The organism is Micromonospora sp. CPCC 206061 (assembly GCF_036906915.1).
GTDB lineage: Bacteria > Actinomycetota > Actinomycetes > Mycobacteriales > Micromonosporaceae > Phytohabitans.
The window spans coordinates 1-16,232 of record NZ_JBAKHX010000033.1 but is presented as its reverse complement, the minus strand read 5'-3'; the positions used below and the strand labels follow the sequence as shown (position 1 = coordinate 16,232).

At 68.5% G+C, this 16,232-nt stretch carries 13 protein-coding genes; 5 read left to right on the top strand and 8 right to left on the bottom strand.

The window, feature by feature from the left end; all coding sequences use genetic code 11:
• Nucleotides 1–48 precede the first annotated feature (48 nt).
• Nucleotides 49–711: a TetR family transcriptional regulator gene (locus tag V6V89_RS21875; protein WP_334621077.1), complete on the top strand. Its 663-nt coding sequence runs from the start codon at nt 49–51 to the stop codon at nt 709–711.
• Here V6V89_RS21875 and V6V89_RS21870 read toward each other — a convergent pair.
• The 5 genes from V6V89_RS21870 to V6V89_RS21850 form a co-directional block, all read right to left on the bottom strand.
• The gene (locus V6V89_RS21870) at nt 702–1,751 is read right to left on the bottom strand and encodes a Gfo/Idh/MocA family protein (protein ID WP_334621076.1); all 1,050 of its coding nucleotides are present in this window, start codon (nt 1,749–1,751) and stop codon (nt 702–704) included. The genes V6V89_RS21875 and V6V89_RS21870 overlap by 10 nt on opposite strands.
• Nucleotides 1,752–1,757: 6 nt before the next feature.
• Complete coding sequence (locus V6V89_RS21865; RefSeq protein WP_334621075.1) at nt 1,758–2,201, bottom strand: type II 3-dehydroquinate dehydratase; 444 nt, start codon at nt 2,199–2,201, stop codon at nt 1,758–1,760.
• Nucleotides 2,201–4,324 carry an outer membrane protein assembly factor BamB family protein gene (locus V6V89_RS21860; protein WP_334621074.1) on the bottom strand — a complete coding sequence of 708 codons (2,124 nt, stop codon included), beginning with the start codon at nt 4,322–4,324 and terminating at the stop codon, nt 2,201–2,203. The genes V6V89_RS21865 and V6V89_RS21860 overlap by 1 nt, the downstream gene beginning before the upstream one ends.
• 108 nt (nt 4,325–4,432) lie before the next feature.
• Nucleotides 4,433–6,208: a thiamine pyrophosphate-binding protein gene (locus V6V89_RS21855; RefSeq protein WP_334621073.1), complete on the bottom strand. Its 1,776-nt coding sequence runs from the start codon at nt 6,206–6,208 to the stop codon at nt 4,433–4,435.
• Entirely contained in the window at nt 6,205–7,695 is a 1,491-nt protein-coding gene (locus V6V89_RS21850; protein ID WP_334621071.1) for an aldehyde dehydrogenase family protein, read from the bottom strand. The genes V6V89_RS21855 and V6V89_RS21850 overlap by 4 nt, the downstream gene beginning before the upstream one ends.
• Before the next feature lie 126 nt (nt 7,696–7,821).
• On the opposite strand from V6V89_RS21850, the gene V6V89_RS21845 reads away from it, so the two are divergent.
• Genes V6V89_RS21845 through V6V89_RS21835 form a run of 3 tightly spaced genes read left to right on the top strand, consistent with a single transcriptional unit; the run spans nt 7,822 to nt 10,835 of the window.
• Nucleotides 7,822–9,018 carry a CaiB/BaiF CoA transferase family protein gene (locus V6V89_RS21845; protein ID WP_334621069.1) on the top strand — a complete coding sequence of 399 codons (1,197 nt, stop codon included), beginning with the start codon at nt 7,822–7,824 and terminating at the stop codon, nt 9,016–9,018.
• Complete coding sequence (locus tag V6V89_RS21840) at nt 9,015–9,824, top strand: citryl-CoA lyase (protein WP_334621068.1); 810 nt, start codon at nt 9,015–9,017, stop codon at nt 9,822–9,824. The genes V6V89_RS21845 and V6V89_RS21840 overlap by 4 nt, the downstream gene beginning before the upstream one ends.
• 30 nt (nt 9,825–9,854) lie before the next feature.
• Complete coding sequence (locus tag V6V89_RS21835) at nt 9,855–10,835, top strand: ThuA domain-containing protein (protein ID WP_334621067.1); 981 nt, start codon at nt 9,855–9,857, stop codon at nt 10,833–10,835.
• A 196-nt stretch (nt 10,836–11,031) separates the two neighbouring features.
• Here the strand turns inward: V6V89_RS21835 and V6V89_RS21830 are convergent, their stop codons facing one another.
• A complete protein-coding gene (locus tag V6V89_RS21830; protein ID WP_334621064.1) occupies nt 11,032–11,976 on the bottom strand; it encodes a nuclear transport factor 2 family protein in 945 nt (314 codons plus the stop codon).
• Between the two features lie 75 nt (nt 11,977–12,051).
• Nucleotides 12,052–12,840, bottom strand: a complete 789-nt coding sequence (locus V6V89_RS21825; RefSeq protein ID WP_334621062.1) for an LLM class F420-dependent oxidoreductase — start codon at nt 12,838–12,840, stop codon at nt 12,052–12,054.
• A gap of 167 nt (nt 12,841–13,007) precedes the next feature.
• On the opposite strand from V6V89_RS21825, the gene V6V89_RS21820 reads away from it, so the two are divergent.
• Nucleotides 13,008–13,946, top strand: coding sequence for an AraC family transcriptional regulator (locus V6V89_RS21820; RefSeq protein ID WP_334621061.1), 939 nt, complete (start codon nt 13,008–13,010; stop codon nt 13,944–13,946).
• Nucleotides 13,947–14,294: 348 nt separating this feature from the next.
• Here V6V89_RS21820 and V6V89_RS21815 read toward each other — a convergent pair whose 3' ends face one another.
• A complete protein-coding gene (locus V6V89_RS21815) occupies nt 14,295–15,827 on the bottom strand; it encodes a cellulase family glycosylhydrolase (protein ID WP_334621059.1) in 1,533 nt (510 codons plus the stop codon).
• Between the last annotated feature and the right edge of the window lie 405 nt (nt 15,828–16,232).

Below are 16,232 nucleotides of genomic sequence, written 5' to 3'. Positions count from 1 at the left end.
CCGTGGCAAGCTCGTTCACGGCGCACCGGCCGGACATCGGAGGACGTGATGGCAGGAACGCGGGTGACGGCCGCTGATGGACGCGTGCGGGACAGCGCGCGGACGCGTGAGGAGATCCTCGACGTCGCCACGTCGCAGTTCGCCGCGCATGGCTACCACGGCTCGCGGGTGGACGAGATCGCCGCCGTGACCCGCACGACCAAGCGGATGATCTACTACCACTTCGGTGGCAAGAAACAGCTCTACATCGCCGTGCTTGAGCGGGCCTACGCCCGGATCCGGGCGGTCGAGCGCGAGGTCAGCGTGGACAACCTCGATCCGGTCACGGCGTTGCGAAGGGTCGCGGAAGTGACGTTCGACCACCACGGCGCCCATCCGGAGTTCATCCGGCTCGTCAGCATCGAAAACATCCATAACGCGGAGCACGTCAAAGAACTGGTGAAGCTCGTGGACCTCAGCGGGCCGGTGATTTCGATGCTCGACGGCATCCTGCGCCGTGGACGGTCGGAGGGCATCTTCCGCGCGGACGTCGACGCGGTCGACGTACACATGATGATCAGCGCGTTCTGCGTGTTCCACGTCGCGAACCGGCACACGTTCGGCGCCATCTTCGGGCGCGATCTGCTCGACCCGTCGCGCCGTGCTCACTACCGGACCATGTGCGGTGACATGGTCGTGCGGTACCTCGCCGCCGGCGAGGGCTACGCCTGAGTGAGGTTCACGGGTACGCCAGACCGTGACGACGCGTAGATCGCCTCGATGATCTGAAGAGAACGGACGGCGTCGACGCCGGTCACCGCCGGCTCGCGGTCGTGGGCGATGGCGTCGAGGAAGTCCTCGATCTGCCGGGCATGGTAGGGCGCGAGATGGTCGTGTATCTCCGCCAGCGGCAGGTCGGGCGCGCCCGCACGCACGCGGCCGGTCTGCGATACCTCCTCACCGGGAACAGTCGAGATGTCGGTGAAGCCGACGCCTTCGGGAAACTCCATCACGCTGGCGGTGCGACCCCGTGCGTCACTTACCCAGACCTGCGCGCCCAGCCCGGGTTGGAACGTGGTGCCGGCCTGGATGGTGGCCAGCGCACCGGAGGCGAACTCGACCACCGCCGCCGCGGTGTCCTCGACCTCGATGAGGTCGCGGTGCACGAGCGTGGCGCAGCGCCCGGTCACCCGCCGGGCCGGACCCATGAACCATTGGAGGAGGTCGATGTGATGGATGGCTTGCGTCATGAGGACGCCGCCGCCCTCCGTGGCCAGGCGGCCGCGCCACGGCTCGGCGTAGTAGCCGGCGTCGCGGTTGAGCCGCGCCACTACGCCGCCGCAGATCGGTGTGCCCAGCCGGCGGTCGTCGATCGCTCGGCGGATCTGTGCCGCTGCCGGCCAGAAGCGGCGTTGGAACAGCACACCGAACCGGACACCGGCGGACGCGGCGGCGGTGACCATACGGTGGGCCTGGACGACGGTGAGAGCGATGGGCTTCTCGCATAGGACGTGCGTGCGGTGCCGGGCCGCCGCGAGCACGCCGGCCTCGTGAGCGGCGTGCGGCGTGCAGACTGTGACAGCGTCCAAGCCCGTGGCGAGCATCTGGTCCGCGTCCTGGTAGGCGTGCGGGATGCCGTGGGTCGCGGCGAACGCACGCGCGCGTCCGATGTCGACGTCGACGACCGCGACCACGTGGACGCCCGCGATGCCGCGCAGGGCGGTCACGTGGCTCCGCGCGATCTTTCCGCAACCGATGATCCCGACGCGCAACTCGGTTCACCCCGGGGCCATGGCCTGAAGCCCGCGCATGGCCAGCTCGTACACGTCCGCGCCGAACCCGGCCAGGAATCCGCCGGCCGCGCGGGCGGTGAGCAGCCCCTCGTGGTAGGTCGCCTCCCGGCTGAAGACGTTCGTGAGGTGCACCTCGATGACCGGTTGCTCGATCATCCGGAGCGCGTCGTGCAAGGCGACCGACCGGGCGGACAGCCCGGCAGGGTTGACGATGACCGACGCCGCCTCGTCGTAGGCCCGGTGCAGCCAGTCGATCAGCTGTCCCTCGGCATTGGACTGTCCAAAGAACAGGTCGAAGTCGAGCTCGGCGGCCAGCGTCCGGCACCGTTTCTCGATCTCGGCCAGTGTGACGGTCCCGTATACCCGCGGCTCGCGGCGCCCGAGCATGTCGAGGTTGGGACCGTTGAGGATGAACAGGCGGCGTGCCACTAGTAGACCTCGATCTTGCCGGTCGATCGAGGGCTGGCCGGGTCGTTGAAGAAGTACTCGCCGGTGCGGTCGAAGGTGTACTGGAAGGACGCGCCGGGTTCGAGGCGGACGTCGAACAGGCCCTCGAAGAACTGGGTCACGCCGCGCTCGCCGGCGTTGCCGGGATGGTTGGTGAACGTGACGGTGGTGCCGACGGGGACGCGCAGGTGGGTGGGGGCCATACCGGCGACGGCGAATGACTCGGTCGTCCCGATCTGCCCGGTGGCGACGTTGTAAGTGCGGCCGATGACGACGCTGTTGGCCACCGCGGCGCCTTCGACCGGGCCGCCGGAGACCGGCCGGCGGATCACCGGAGGCGGCGGGGTCGGCGCCGGTCCGACGGGTCCGTCGATCTCGAAGGCCCAGAGGAAGTCGCCGCGGGGTGCGGAGTTCCCATACGGGATGTTGGTCCCACCGGCGTACACGGCGAGGTATTCCTTGCCGCCGGCCCGGTACATGATCGGGCTGGAGCTGATCGCCGCGCCGGTCTGGAAGCGCCACAGCTCGCGACTGGTGCGGGCGTCCATGGCGATCAGGTTGCCGTCCGGCTGACCGATGAACAGCAGGTCGCTGTCGGTGGTGAGGATGCCGTTGCCGTGTGCCAGCGAGTAGGGCATCCGTCGCTTCCATTTCACGTGGTTGGTACTCACGTCCACGGCCACGATGCCGCCGGTCTGGTACTCCCCCGGCGGCCGCAGGCCGTTGCTGCTCTCGGTGAGCGAATGGGCGGCGGCGACGTACCCGAAGCCGGTGTAGACCAGGCCAGTGCGGTGGCTGAAGGACAGGTGCGACCAGTCCGCGCCGCCGCCGTGGCCGGGGATGGACAGGACCGGCACGTCCCAGTGCGGGTCGTACAGGGCGCCTTGTACATAGTTCGGCACGGCCCGGTTGGGGTCGCCCGGTATGGCGGTGCCCAGCGGCTGGTCCACGACGCGCTGCTCGGTCCAGCCGCCCTGCACCGGGAACGGCTGGGTCGGCCACGTCTTCTGGCGCGGTTCCTGCGGCACCGGCCGCTCGACAATGCCCAGCGGCGCCGTGCCGTCGACCCGGTCGAGGATGAAGAACATGCCGGACTTGCTGCCGTAGACGACCACCTTGCGCCGCCGGCCCCGGATCTTGACGTCGGCGAGCACCGGCGCCATCACGTTGTCCATGTCCCAGATGTCGTGGTGCACCGACTGGAAGTGCCAGCGATACTCGCCGGTGCGCATGTCCAGCGCCACCAGCGAATTCGCGAACAGGTTCTGCCCGCCGCGCGCCGAGCCGTCCTGCGAGGAGTTGTTGCCGCGGGCGTTGCCGAACGTCCAGTACGTCAGCCCCAGCTCAGGGTCGACGGCCGGGTGGATCCACGGCGTGGCGCCCCCCTCCAGGAAAGAGTCGCCCTCCCAGGTGTCGTTGCCGAACTCCCCCGGCCCCGGCGTGCCCCAGAAGTGCCACAGCAGGTCGCCGTTGCGCGCGTCGAGCGCCACCGCAGCACCGCGCGGACCGTCGTTGGTACCGCAGAACAGCATGCCGTCGCAGTACACGACCGCGACCTTCTCGATGTTGCCGAAGCCGTTGACCTGCCGCTCCCACACGACCTGGCCGGTTGCCTGGTCCAGTGCGATGACATAGTTCTCGTTCGACTTGGTGAACACCTTGCCGTCACCGACCGCCACGCCGCGGCGGACCAGCGTGCCGCGCGTCTGCTCGTAACGCCATTTCGTCTGGCCGGTGACGCCGTCGACGGCGACGACGTTGCCGGGCGCGGACTCGATGTAGATCGTCCCGTCGACCGCGACCGCCGTGCTCTCGTTGTTGCCTACGGTGATCCCGCCCTCGATGCGGTTGACCCACGCCCCGCGCAGCCGGCGCACGTTGCCGGGATTGATCCGCCGCAGCGAGGTGTAGTTCTGGTTGCCCAGGTTGCCACCGACCTTGGGGAAGTCCTTGTCACCCGGGGTGTCGAAACGGAGCAGGTCGGCGGCGCCGGGCGCGCGCCCGCCCGCGGCGGCGGGTGCCCCGGCGATCGCGGGGCCTGCTGCTGCGGCGACGGCCGCCGCCGCGGCGCCTTTGAGGACGTTTCTTCGGTCGATGTGTGCCATTGGGTCACCTCTTCCTGGCCGCGGCTACCGGTCCGGGGCGCGTGGGGGCGGCCCGGGACGGTCCGGTGCCGTCACGGCCGTGGCTTGGTTGGTCGGATCAGGCGGCGCTCAGTCGAAAAAGCCCTGGTAGATGTCCTTGATGTTCCAGTGACCGGGTGTCGGTACGGGTTCGTTGACCATGGGTACGTCCAGTACCGCCGGCCGGCGGGCCGCGATCGCGGCCCGCAGCGCCTCGCCGAGCGCGTCGGCGCTGTCCACTGCGTAGCCGTCGGCGCCGCAGGCTCGGCCGAAGGCGGCGAAGTCCGGGCTGTACGGCGCACCGTCCGGCCCGAGGAAGTCGCAGCCGTAACTGCGGCCGAAGTTCGCCGCCTGCAAGTCGGAGATGGTGCCGTGGGACCGGTTGTTCATCACGACGAAGATCACCGGCGCGCCCTGCTCGACGGCCATCGGCACCGCCGGTAGCTGCGCACCCATCCCGCCGTCGCCGATCAGGGCGACCACGGTGCGGTCGGGCTGGGCGATCTGGACGCCGACCGCCGCGGCCGGGCCGAAGCCCATCGTCGAGGCGCCCCCCGGGGTGATGAAGCGGCCCTGCTCGGGAAGTTCGTAGCACTGGGCCACGCCGTTCTTGTTCCACCCCACGTCGGTGACGAGGATCGCGTCCGGCGGCAGGATGGCCCGCAGGTCGGCGAGAATCCGTTCAGGCCGCAGCGGAAACCGCGCGCTGGTACCGCGTTCCCGGCTCTCGGTGAAGAGGGTCCGTCGGGTGGCGGTGATGGTTTCCCGCAAACCCGGCCGTCGGCTGGGTGCGGACTGCCGTTCGCGGACGGCCGCGTCGATCGCCCGCACCGCGTCGGCCACGTCGGCGACGGCGCCGATGGTGACCGGGAAGTTGCGGCCGATCTCGGCCGGGTCGATGTCGATCTGGATGAGCCGCCCGGGTGGGAACTGCCACGTGTACCGGCGGTCCCAGGAGCTGGCGTCGGTCTCCGCGAAGCGGGTAGCCAGCGCCAGCACGACGTCCGCCTCGCGGGTGTATCGGTTGGTCAACTCCAGGCCCCAGAAACCCGGCATGCCCAGCAGCAACGGATGGCTGTCCGGCAGCGTGCCCTTGGCCATCAGCGAATGTGCGACCGGGATGTCCAGGTGCTCGACCAGCGAACGCAGCGCGGGAAGGCCCGGCCCGCGGCGCAGGCCGCCGCCCAGGTAGACCAGCGGCCGCTCCGCGGCCACGAGCAGGTCGGCGATGCGTCCGGCGACGTCGGCGGGCAGGGCGGGCCGCTCCGGGGTCGCGAGCGGGAAGCTGGCCCCGGTGTCCCGCGGCACCGGCCGCGAGAAGTGGTCCATCGGCACGCTCAACAGCACCGCGCCGGGACGCCCGGAGGTCGCGGTCCAGAACGCCCGCTCCGTGAACCGGGCCAGGTCGCCGACCCGGTGCACCTGCCAGGCCCGCTTCACGAACGGCCGGTAGATGGCGGCCTGGTCACCGTCGGCGTGCAGGTTCACCTCCTGGTGCGGATGCCGCCCCCGGTAGTACGACGGGATGTCGCCGGTGATCGCCACCAGGGGCACCGAGTCGAGTGCGGCGGTCATGACACCGGTGACGGCGTTGGTCATCCCGGGACCGACATGCAGCAGTACGACGCCCGGCTTACCGGTGGCGCGGGCGTAGCCATCGGCGGCGTGCGCGGCCGCCTGCTCGTGCCGGGCGATGACGAACCGGATGCTGCTGCGCCCCATCGCGTCCAGCAGGGCGATGTTGGTGTGCCCGCAGGTGCCGAAGACGTGCTCGACGCCGTACGACTCGAGCTGGGCCACCATGGCCTCCGCCGCGGTGACCGTGTCGCTGTGGCTGCTGGTGTCCACCAGCTCGTCGAGGCTCATGACGTGCCTTCCTGATCGCCGAACAGAGACATGCCGCGCAGCATGAGCGTCTTGACAACCGTGTAGTCCTCGATCATCCAGCGGGGCGACTCACGGCCGAATCCCGAATCCTTGACGCCGCCGAATGGCACGTGGTCGAGCCGGAAGTTCGACGAACCGTTGACCACCAGGCCGCCGACCTCCAGCTCGCGCCAGGCGGTGACGATCCGGCGGACATCGTTGGTGAACAGGCCCGCCTGCAAGCCGTAGCGGCTGTCGTTGCAGGTGGCCACCACGCCGTCGAAGTCGTCGAAGGGCAGCACGCTCACGGCCGCGCCGAACACCTCGTCGCGCAGCAGCCGGGCGTCTTCGGGTGGTGACACCACGACCGTGGGGATCACGGTGGCGCCGTCGCGGCGACCGCCGGTCGTGACCGTCGCGCCAGCGGCGGCCGCCTCACCGACCCACGCGACAACGCGTTCGGCCGCGTCCTCGTCGACCATCGAACCGATGTCGGTGGCGGGATCGAGCGGGTCGCCGACCGTCAGCTTCTCCACCTGCCGGGTAAAGCTGTCCAGAAACTCCTCGTGGCGGCTGCGGTGGACGTAGACCCGCTGCACGGATATGCAGCTCTGGCCCGAGTTGCTGTATCCGGTGGCGGCACAGATCCGCGCCGCCAGACCGACATCCGCGTCGTCGCACACGATGGTGGCGGCGTTGCCGCCCAGTTCCAAGACGAGGCGTTTGGCGCCGGCGGCGCGGGCCACCGCCGCCCCGGTGGCCACGCTGCCGGTAAAGCTGATGACGCCGACCTCCGGCGCGGCGCACAGTGCCGCGCCGACGCGGCCGTCGCCGTGCAGCACCTGGACCGCCTCCGGCGGCATGCCCGCTTCCAGCAGCAGCGCCACGACCGCGGTCGAGGCGGCCGGGGCTTGCGGTGGCGGCTTGACGATCGTCGTGTTGCCGGCCGCGAACGCGGCCGCCAGCTTGTGCGCGAGCAGGTTGGCCGGTGCGTTGAACGGCGTGATCGCCAGCGCCACCCCCACCGGTGCACGGTGCGTGAACGCGGTGGTCCCGACACCCCGGGCCCAGCCGGCGACCGGAAGCACCTCGCCACCGATCCGGCGGGCCTCGGCCGCGCAGACCGCGAACGTGTCGGCCACCCGGTCGATCTCACCCAAGCCGTCCTTGAGCGGCTTGCCGAGCTCCAGCGCCAACAGGCGGGCCAGCGCCTGCCGCCGTTCGATGGCGGTGGCGGCGGCCCGCTCCAACACCTCGGCGCGTGCCGCCGGGGACATCCGGGCGACTGCCTTGGCCCCCCTTCGTGCGTACGTCAAGGCCGCCCGTACGTCGGCCTCGCCGGCCTGCCGTGCGGTGCTGACGACCCGGCGGACCCAGGGACCGACGCGGTCGAGCCGCGTCCCGTCGCTCACCCAGTCGCCGGCCACAAGGCAGCCGACCTCGACGACCTCGGGCGGTGGCGCGGTCCGGATGAGGTGGTCGAGCATCGCCGCTCCCTACGTCTGAACCACTAAGCGGCCCATCTGGACCGTTGTGCGGACTAGGTGTAACGTACGGGCGGCGAGGCCGCCCTGGCAATAGCTGGTTCCAAACCAACGACCGAGGGGCAACGCATGGAAGACCGACCGTTGCACGGCGTACGGGTCCTCGACCTGACCAACGTCCTGGCGGGCCCGTACTGCAGCTACCAGCTGATGCTCCTCGGCGCCGAGGTCGTCAAAATCGAGAAACCCGGTCACGGCGATCTCGCCCGCCGGCTCGGCCCTGAACCGGCGCTCAACAAGGCCGCCATCGGCGCGTCCTTCCTCGCCCAGAATGCCGGGAAGAAATCGGTCGAGCTCGACCTCAAGGACCCACACGACCGGGCCACCTTCGAGAGGCTGCTGGCCGGCGCGGACGTTCTACTGGAGAACTTCCGCGCGGGTGTCATGGAGCGCATGGGCTACGGCTGGGAGGCGCTGCACCGCATCAACCCGCGGCTGATCTACTGCGCGATCTCCGGTTTCGGCCAGGCCGGGCCGATGAGCCAGGCCCCGGCGTACGACCAGGTCATCCAGGGACTCTCGGGCATGATGAGCATCACCGGAACCCCCGAGACCGCCCCGCTGCGGGTCGGCTTCCCGGTCTGCGACTCGGTGGGCGGCCTGGCCGCCGCGATGTCGATCTGCGCCGCCCTGGCCGGCCGGGCACACACCGGCAAGGGCGTCTTCCTCGACGTGTCGATGCTGGAGGCTTCCCTGTCGGCCATGGGCTGGGCGGCCTCGAACTACCTCATCAGCGACGTGCGGCCGGAGCCGATGGGCGACCAGAACGCCACCGCCGCGCCTTCCGGCACCTTCGAGGCGGCCGACGGGCCTCTCAACATCGCCGCGAACCGGCAGGAACAGTTCGAGACCCTGTGCCATCTCATCGACCGGCGCGACCTGGTCACCGACGACCGCTTCTCCGACCGCGAGGCGCGCAAGGCTAACCGGACCGCACTCAACCACGAGATCAACGGGGCGTTGCGACGACGCCCAGCGCTGGAATGGGAGCAACTACTGTCCACGGCGGGCGTTCCGGCGGCCCGCATCCTCACCGTTGCACAGGCTGTCGAGCTGGAACAGCTGCGAGTTCGCGGCTACTTCACCGACCTTCCGTTTCCTGGCAACCCCGATCGCACATTGCGGGTCAGCGGCAACGGCGTACATCTCAACCAGGCCCCGCTGCGGCCAAGCTCCCCGCCACCCCTGCTGGGTGAACACAACGCCGAGTTCCAGATGGCCGACGTGGATCTGGCAGCCACGACGGAGCAGGTGACCACGCCATGACCGACGAACGCACGCCGACGGTCCAGGACGTGGCCGACTGGTGGTCCACAGCCGTCTCGCGCGTCGAACCCAACCTGATAGAGCTACGCGGCCGACCAGTACAGGAACTCATCGGAAGCATGAGCTTCGTCGGGGTGATCTGGTTGCTGCTGCGCGGGCAACCGCCCACCCCTGCCCAGGAGCGGCTCCTGGAGGCGGCTCTGGTGTCCTCTGTGGACCATGGTCCGCACGCGCCGTCGATCGCGGTCGCCCGCATCGCGGCAACCTGCGGCATCGGTTTGAACAACGCCATCGCCAGCGCCGTGAACACGCTGGGCGACGTACACGGCGGCGCCGGCGAGCAGTGCATGCGGATGCTCGCCGAGGTCACCGCCCGCGCCGAGGCCGGCGAAGCGATCGACCGCGCCGCGTCGTCGGTCGTCGCCGAATGGCGGGCACGTTCGCGGTACCTGCCGGGGTACGGGCACCGGTTCCACACCGTCGACCCGCGACGCGTCCCGCTGTTGCACCGCGTCGAAGAGGCGGTCGCGGATGGCACCGTTGCGGGTACCTACCTGCGCGCCGCAACGGCTGTCGAACAGCTCCTCGCGACCGGACGGGCCCGTCCCATACCGATCAATGTGGACGGTTGTACCGCCGTGATCTACGGCGAGCTCGGATTCGCCCCGCCGCTCGCCCGCGGCCTGTTCGTCCTGAGCCGCAGCGTCGGCATCCTCGCCCACGCCTGGGAGGAGACCGGCCAAGGCCGTCGCAACAAAGGCCCGATCCCACCGTCCATCACACCGACCTACCTGAAAGACGCCTGAACCACGCCGCACCTCGAGCAAGGAGCGCACATGCCGTTGAGACGTGACACGATCCTCAGCACCGGGTTCGGCGCCGCGATGGCGGCGACGGTCATGCTTCTGACCACGTCCATCCCGAGCGCGGCCGAGAAGCCGGCACACGATCCGAAGCAAAGCGGGGCACAGAACCTCGGAAACCCGGACTACGGCGTCTGCCGAGGTACCGATCCCGAGTGCTACCACGACTGGGGCAACTTCGACCCGGCCACCGATGGATACCGCGTGCTGGTCTACAGCCGCACCGCCGGTCCGCGCCACGCCCACCTCGGTCCGGCCCTCCCACCCGGGCTAAACCCGCCACTCACACCCGCCCACGCCGCGCAGAACGCACTGGTCAAGCTCGGCGCGGAGAACAACTTCGCCGTCGACTGGACCGAGGACGTCACCCAGCTCTCGTCACCGTCGCGGCTGTTCCGCTACAACGCGGTCATCTTCATGAGCACCACCCGCGACACCCTCGACGACCCCGCTCAGACCGCCCTGCGCCAGTACATCCGCGGCGGCGGCGGCTTCGTCGGCATCCACAACGCTTTTGGCACCGAGTACAACTGGGAGTGGTACGAGGGTCTGCTCGGCGGCGCCAACTACTACGACCATGGGCGCAACCAGTCCGGCACCGTCGTGACGATGAGCCGCCGCGACGCCTCGACCGCCGGGCTGCCGGCCCGCTGGGAGTTCACGGACGAGTGGTACAACCTCGTGCCCTTCCCCAGCCGGGTCCGGATTCTCGCCAGCGTCGACGAGGCCACACTGCCCGACGGGCCGACCGGCGGCAGCGGCCATCCCGGCCACGGCCGCAACCACCCCGTCTCGTGGTGCCAGTACTACGACGGCGGTCGCTCCTGGGTCACCACGCTCGGACACGCCGTCGAGGCGTGGACCGATACACCGACGACCGGCGACGAGTACTTCCTGCGCCACGTCCTCGGCGGGATCGAGTCGGCCATGGGACGCGAGCCGTTCTGCCGATGATCGTGAATGTCGCGGCGGTCGCGGACCGGGGCATCCGCGCCGCCCACCACGATCGGCCCCCGCGGCGCCGCCACCGATGGCGTGTCCAGGGTCACGACGCCAGCCACGGCGGCCGGATCAGCCGCCGACGTCTCGCTGGCGCCTGCAATTCCGAGACAGCGATACTCATCTTCGCCTCCAGAGGATTTGGTACGGATCAGAACATGGTGTTGTCGTTGGCGGAGGTCGCCGGCACGTCCTGTACCACGTCCCAGTGCTCGACGACCTTCCCGTCGCGGACGCGGAAGATGTCCACAACGGACTGGCCGCGGTCGTCGGGGTTGAGCCGGTAATGGGCGTGGATCGCGACGATGTCGCCTTCGGCGACGACGCGCTTGCGCTCCACGATCAGCTGCGGGAACTGCTGGAAGAACGCGGTGAACTGCTCGCGCAGGCCGGCCGAGCCGCTGGGGATGTTGGGGTTGTGCTGGTGGTACTCCGGAGCCAGGAAGCCGACCGCGTCGGGGTTCTTGTCGATCAGGAGCGTGTCGAAGTAGGCGACCGCCACCCACTGGCTGGCGGCCGCCTTCCAGCGAGGGCCGGGCTGGTTCGTCCTGGGGTGGCTGACCGTGGAGAACATGTCGTTGCCGCTGACCGTGGTCGCCGGCACGTCCTGGACCGTGTCCCAGTGCTCGGCGAGCATGCCGCGCTTGTCGAAGCGGAAGATGTCGACCACCGCCACGCCGCGTGTGCCGGGCTCGTAAACCGGGTTGGAGTGCACCAGGACCAGGTCGCCCTGGGCGAGGACCCGCTTGACGTTGTACCGGTGGTCCGGGTACATCGCGGTCCAGACGCGAATGAAGTTCTTGATCGCCTCCCGGCCGTCGGGAGCTGCCGGGTTGTGCTGGATGTAGTCACTGCGGATGTAGCGGTCAGCGACCGCGAGGTTGCCCTCCTCGAACAGTTGCCTGAGCACGTGGACGGCGACAGCCTTGTTGCGCTCCTGTGTGAAGGGACTCGTGTGCCCGCCGCCGGCGGTGGTCAGGCCGTATGCCGGCGCGGACGCGGTGGCGGCGGGCGCGAATCCGCTCACGCCTCCGACGGTGGCCGCGGCCAGCAGGGCGGCCATGGCCTTCTTGGACAGAAGAGTGGTGCTGCGCATGACGATCTTCTCCAATGCTCCGTGAAAACTGGTTGTGGATGCTTGCGGTGGCATCAGGCAGGGTTGACGTGATCGTCAACAACGCCGGCTACGGCTTGTTCGGCGCCGCGAACGAGGGAGATCGGTGTGAACCGGGCGGTGCTGCGCGGCCTCGGATTCGGCGCCGAAGACGGTCACCGGCACCTCGTCAGAGCGTCCGGCCTCATGTCCCGCCGCACGCAGCTTGGCCATGCGCTCGGCCAGCTCGGCCACGGGCATACCGGCGTGCGGCATCCATTCGTCGCCGAAGTCGAGCACCCGATCCGCCACGCGGGGGCCGGAACCGCCCACCAGAACCGGCGGGCCCGACGGCCGCTGCGGCTTAGGCCAGGACCACAGCGGTCCGAAACGCACGTGAGCTCCGTGAAACTCGGCGACCTCTTCCTGCCAGATCTGCCGCATGGCCTTCACACGCTCGGCCATGACGCTCCAACGGCGCGCGGGGTCGATGCCGTGATGGGCGATCTCCTCACTGATCCATCCGGCGCCCACCCCGAACAGCACCCGTCCGCCCGAAAGGGCGTCCAGGCTTGCCACCGCCTTCGCGGTGACGATCGGATCCCGCTGCGGCACCAGGCAGATACCGGTGCCCACCAGCAGATCCCGGGTTGCGGCCGCCGCATACGTAAGCGCGACGAACAGGTCATGGGTGTGGGAGAAGTGCGCGGGCAACTCCCCCACCTCCGCCAGGGTGCGTGCGGTGGCGGGCAGGTGGGTGTGCTCGGGAAGAAACAGCGACTCGAAACCGCGCTCCTCCACCGCACGCGCCAAGTCGTCAGGGCGGATGGCGAAGTCCGCGGGAAACATGGCGATGCCTAGCTTCATGACTTCCGTCCTCGGGTGGCCGGCGGCCGCCGTGCCATGCCGGGGCCTTCGTTGCCACCAACCGTAGGCACGGATACAGAGAGCACCCATGCCAGAAAAGCTCAAAATTTTGCCCCAGACTCTCACCCCCTGATCCTGTGAGTGAGTCGGCAGCTAGGCTGGGCGACATGGACGTGCTCGCCGACGTACTGGCCGCCACCGGCTTCAAGGGCGTACTGCTCGCACAGCTGCGCTCCTCCGGCTCCGGCTGGGGCTGCGCGGTGGACCAGCTCGACACGGCGGGCTTCCACCTCATCGCCGAAGGCGCTTGCTGGCTACGGACCGCCGACACGCCACCGATGCAACTGGTGTCCGGGGATGTCGTACTGCTGCCGCGCGGCACACCACACCAGCTCACCGGAGCGCCCCGGCAAGACGCCGTCCCTTACGCGGAACTGGAGGCCGCCCACCCGCCGGGCCGCGCCGGTGTGGTCGACCTCGGCGGTGACGGCCCTGTCGTGCGGGTGGTGTGCGGCAAGTTCAATTACGCGGGCAACACCACCGGACATCCGGTCCTGTCGGCGCTGCCTGAGGTCGTCCACGTTCCCGGCATGAGCGCCGATCCGCAGTTGCAGGGCATCATCCGAATCCTCGCCTCCGAGACAGCGGGCGGACTACCCGGATCGCGGGCCGTGGCCACCCGCCTGACCGAGGTGCTGTTCGTCCTGGCGGTCCGCGCCTGGATCGACCGGGCCGACGCCGCCACCGAGACCGGCCCGTCCTGGCTGACCGCCCTACGCGATCCGCGCATCGGAACCACCCTGTCGCTGATGCACGAAGAGCCACACCGCGACTGGACAGTCGAGAGCCTGGCCCGCACCGTCGCCATGTCCCGCCCCGCGTTCGCCCGCCAGTTCAAGACGGTGGTTGGCCTCACCCCGTTGGCCTACCTGTCCCGGATCCGGATCGACCTAGCCGCCCGCATGCTCCGCGACACCGACCAACCGGTCGGCAACATCGCCCAAGCCGTCGGATACACCTCCGAATTCGCGTTCTCCCGAGCCTTCTCGCGAGAACACCGCATCGCGCCCGGCCGCTACCGCCGCACCGCCACAACCCATCCATGATCACCGACGGGTCCGGCGAGCGCGCATTCTGCGGACCCCCGCCGAGCATGGCAGGCTCGGCGGGGTCTGGTGACGGCTTGGGCACAGGCGAGGGCCGCCGCGGCTGCTCGTCCCTGCACGCGGCTACCAGCGACGCGAGCCGACCGCGGCGAAGCAGTAACCCACGCGACGTGGGGCTGTCCGGACCGTTCTGGGGCCCGTGACGCCCCTCAAGCAACGACGGCATGGAACATCGAGATTGATCACGTCGGAGCGCGCGTGCCGACATTTCGCCGGGGCCGCCGAAGCGCCGAACGGGGAGGCGACCGGTGACCCGGTCGCCTCCCCGTTCTGGGGGTACGGCGAGTGTCAGCTTGCGGTGCAGGTCGGCGCGCCGGTTGGCGGCGTGCCGGTGCCCTGGAAGCCGAACTCGGTGCTGCCTCCGGCAGGGATCCTGCCGTTGTAGGAGGCGTTGGCGAAGCGGACCGTGCCGCTGGTGCCGGCGGCCTGCGAGTTCCAGGAGCTGGAGACCGCGGTGCCGGCCGGCAGAGTGACGGACACCGACCAACTGTTCAGTGCCGCGGCGCCGGCGGTCACCTTGACGGTGGCGACGAAGCCTCCGGTCCAGGCATTGTCGGAGATCGTCGCAGTACAGCCGGCGGTGCCCGGCGGCGGGCTATTCGGCGGCGGCGAGGTGGGCGGCGGGCTGGCGCCCATGATGGCATCAATGATGCCCTGTTGGGTTACCGTGGCAGAGCTTCGGTTGAAGATCCCTAACCCGTACTGCCCGTTGAAGCCGTTGTCCCAGTAAGCGGTGGCTGCTCCGTATTTCTTAGCAGTGGCAACCACGGTCCGCGCGAAGTCCGCACGATACCTGTTGTTCGATGAGTCAAACGATGTCTTGTCGACTGCACCGTATTCACCGACGAATACTGGGTATCCTCGTACGACGAAGGTGTCGTACATTTTCTTGAACTGTGCGTCCAGAAAGTCCTCCTGTCCCCAGGTCGACGTCTTTGACGGATTGGTCGCGGCCGGCCCCCATTGTGTGATAGTGCCGTCCTCCGTTCCCGCGAAGTCCCACGGGTCGTAATAGTGAACAGAAATCATGATCCGTTGTTCATTACCGGGAATGGAAGGAGACCGATATTGATCTGTTGGGAGCACGAAGCCGTAGTTGCCCGCAGTGTAGTCGATGTTCGTGTTCCAACCGGGGACAAGCAGCCACCTCGAACTGTTGTTTCCGCCAGCCCTTCTTACGGTGTCCACGAAGATCTGGTTGTAGGCGTTGATGTTCGAGTAGCACGGTTGGGTCGGACTTCCGAATTGCCCGTCGAAGTTTTCGTTCATGGATTCGAAGATCAGGCGCTCATTATAACTTTGGAACCTCGTCGCTACCTGTTGCCAGACCTTCTGATACTTGTCCCTGATTGTTGCCTGAGAGGATGAATCGCAGATCAGCCAGGAACCGGAGATGCCTTTGTAGCCATCTCCATGCATGTTGATGAGCACATACATGCCCCGATTGTAGGCATAGTTGACGACTTCTTGGATTCTGTTCAGCCAGGAAGAATTAACCGTGTAATTCGGGCCGGATCCTATATGTCCCAGATAGGCGACCGGGATGCGGATGGTCTTGAAGCCCGCCGCCTGCACTCTGTCGATCAGAGCTTGCGTTACGGTCGGGTTGTTCCATGCCGTCTCACTGGGAATTCCGTTGGCGTTGGCCTCCAGCGAGTTTCCCAAATTCCAGCCCGCCCCCATGGCAGCAACAAGCTGAGAAGCGTTCAGCTGGGCCACAACGTCGGCCGATGCCGGATTCGTCACGCCGGATACAGATCCGGCAAACGCCAACGCAACGGCCAGGAAAGCCAATCTAGCCTTCCTCACTTTTGAGCCCATAGGCATTTCTTCTCTCCCAGTCTGGAGGCGTTATACCAACTAGATTTACTTGCTGGCTGCGCAGCCATGCACGTGTGATGCCGTCCACCGCCCACTCCGCCGTCGCCGCACGAGACGGGCTAGTCGTTCGGTGACGAGGTTGAGCCCTCCCCGGTGGAAGTGCTGGCGATTCCGCAACCGACAGCGCGGCCGAAGGTCCACGACAGGACCGCCAAGATGTTGATGCTCGAGCTTGTGCCGCCGTTCCAGACGAACGAGAGCGAGCGGATCCTGGTAGGCCGGCTGGTCCTGGGCCGGCTGCGACTGCTGTTGGCTGACTAGATCGGCCGCTCCTGTCCGCGCGCTGCCGTCCAGGGTTTGCTGATATGTGTGCCGGTCCGCCGGCGTTGGTTGGCGGGCGGACCG

What these genes read in the sequence shown, in the direction of transcription:
- V6V89_RS21840 (WP_334621068.1), top strand. Translation starts at nt 9,015, where the DNA reads ATGACCGACGAACGCACGCCGACGGTCCAGGACGTGGCCGACTGGTGG.
- V6V89_RS21845 (WP_334621069.1), top strand. Translation starts at nt 7,822, where the DNA reads ATGGAAGACCGACCGTTGCACGGCGTACGGGTCCTCGACCTGACCAAC.
- V6V89_RS21860 (WP_334621074.1), bottom strand. Translation starts at nt 4,324, where the DNA reads ATGGCACACATCGACCGAAGAAACGTCCTCAAAGGCGCCGCGGCGGCG.
- V6V89_RS21830 (WP_334621064.1), bottom strand. Translation starts at nt 11,976, where the DNA reads ATGCGCAGCACCACTCTTCTGTCCAAGAAGGCCATGGCCGCCCTGCTG.
- V6V89_RS21820 (WP_334621061.1), top strand. Translation starts at nt 13,008, where the DNA reads ATGGACGTGCTCGCCGACGTACTGGCCGCCACCGGCTTCAAGGGCGTA.
- V6V89_RS21825 (WP_334621062.1), bottom strand. Translation starts at nt 12,840, where the DNA reads ATGAAGCTAGGCATCGCCATGTTTCCCGCGGACTTCGCCATCCGCCCT.
- V6V89_RS21855 (WP_334621073.1), bottom strand. Translation starts at nt 6,208, where the DNA reads ATGAGCCTCGACGAGCTGGTGGACACCAGCAGCCACAGCGACACGGTC.
- V6V89_RS21875 (WP_334621077.1), top strand. Translation starts at nt 49, where the DNA reads ATGGCAGGAACGCGGGTGACGGCCGCTGATGGACGCGTGCGGGACAGC.
- V6V89_RS21815 (WP_334621059.1), bottom strand. Translation starts at nt 15,827, where the DNA reads ATGGGCTCAAAAGTGAGGAAGGCTAGATTGGCTTTCCTGGCCGTTGCG.
- V6V89_RS21850 (WP_334621071.1), bottom strand. Translation starts at nt 7,695, where the DNA reads ATGCTCGACCACCTCATCCGGACCGCGCCACCGCCCGAGGTCGTCGAG.
- V6V89_RS21835 (WP_334621067.1), top strand. Translation starts at nt 9,855, where the DNA reads ATGCCGTTGAGACGTGACACGATCCTCAGCACCGGGTTCGGCGCCGCG.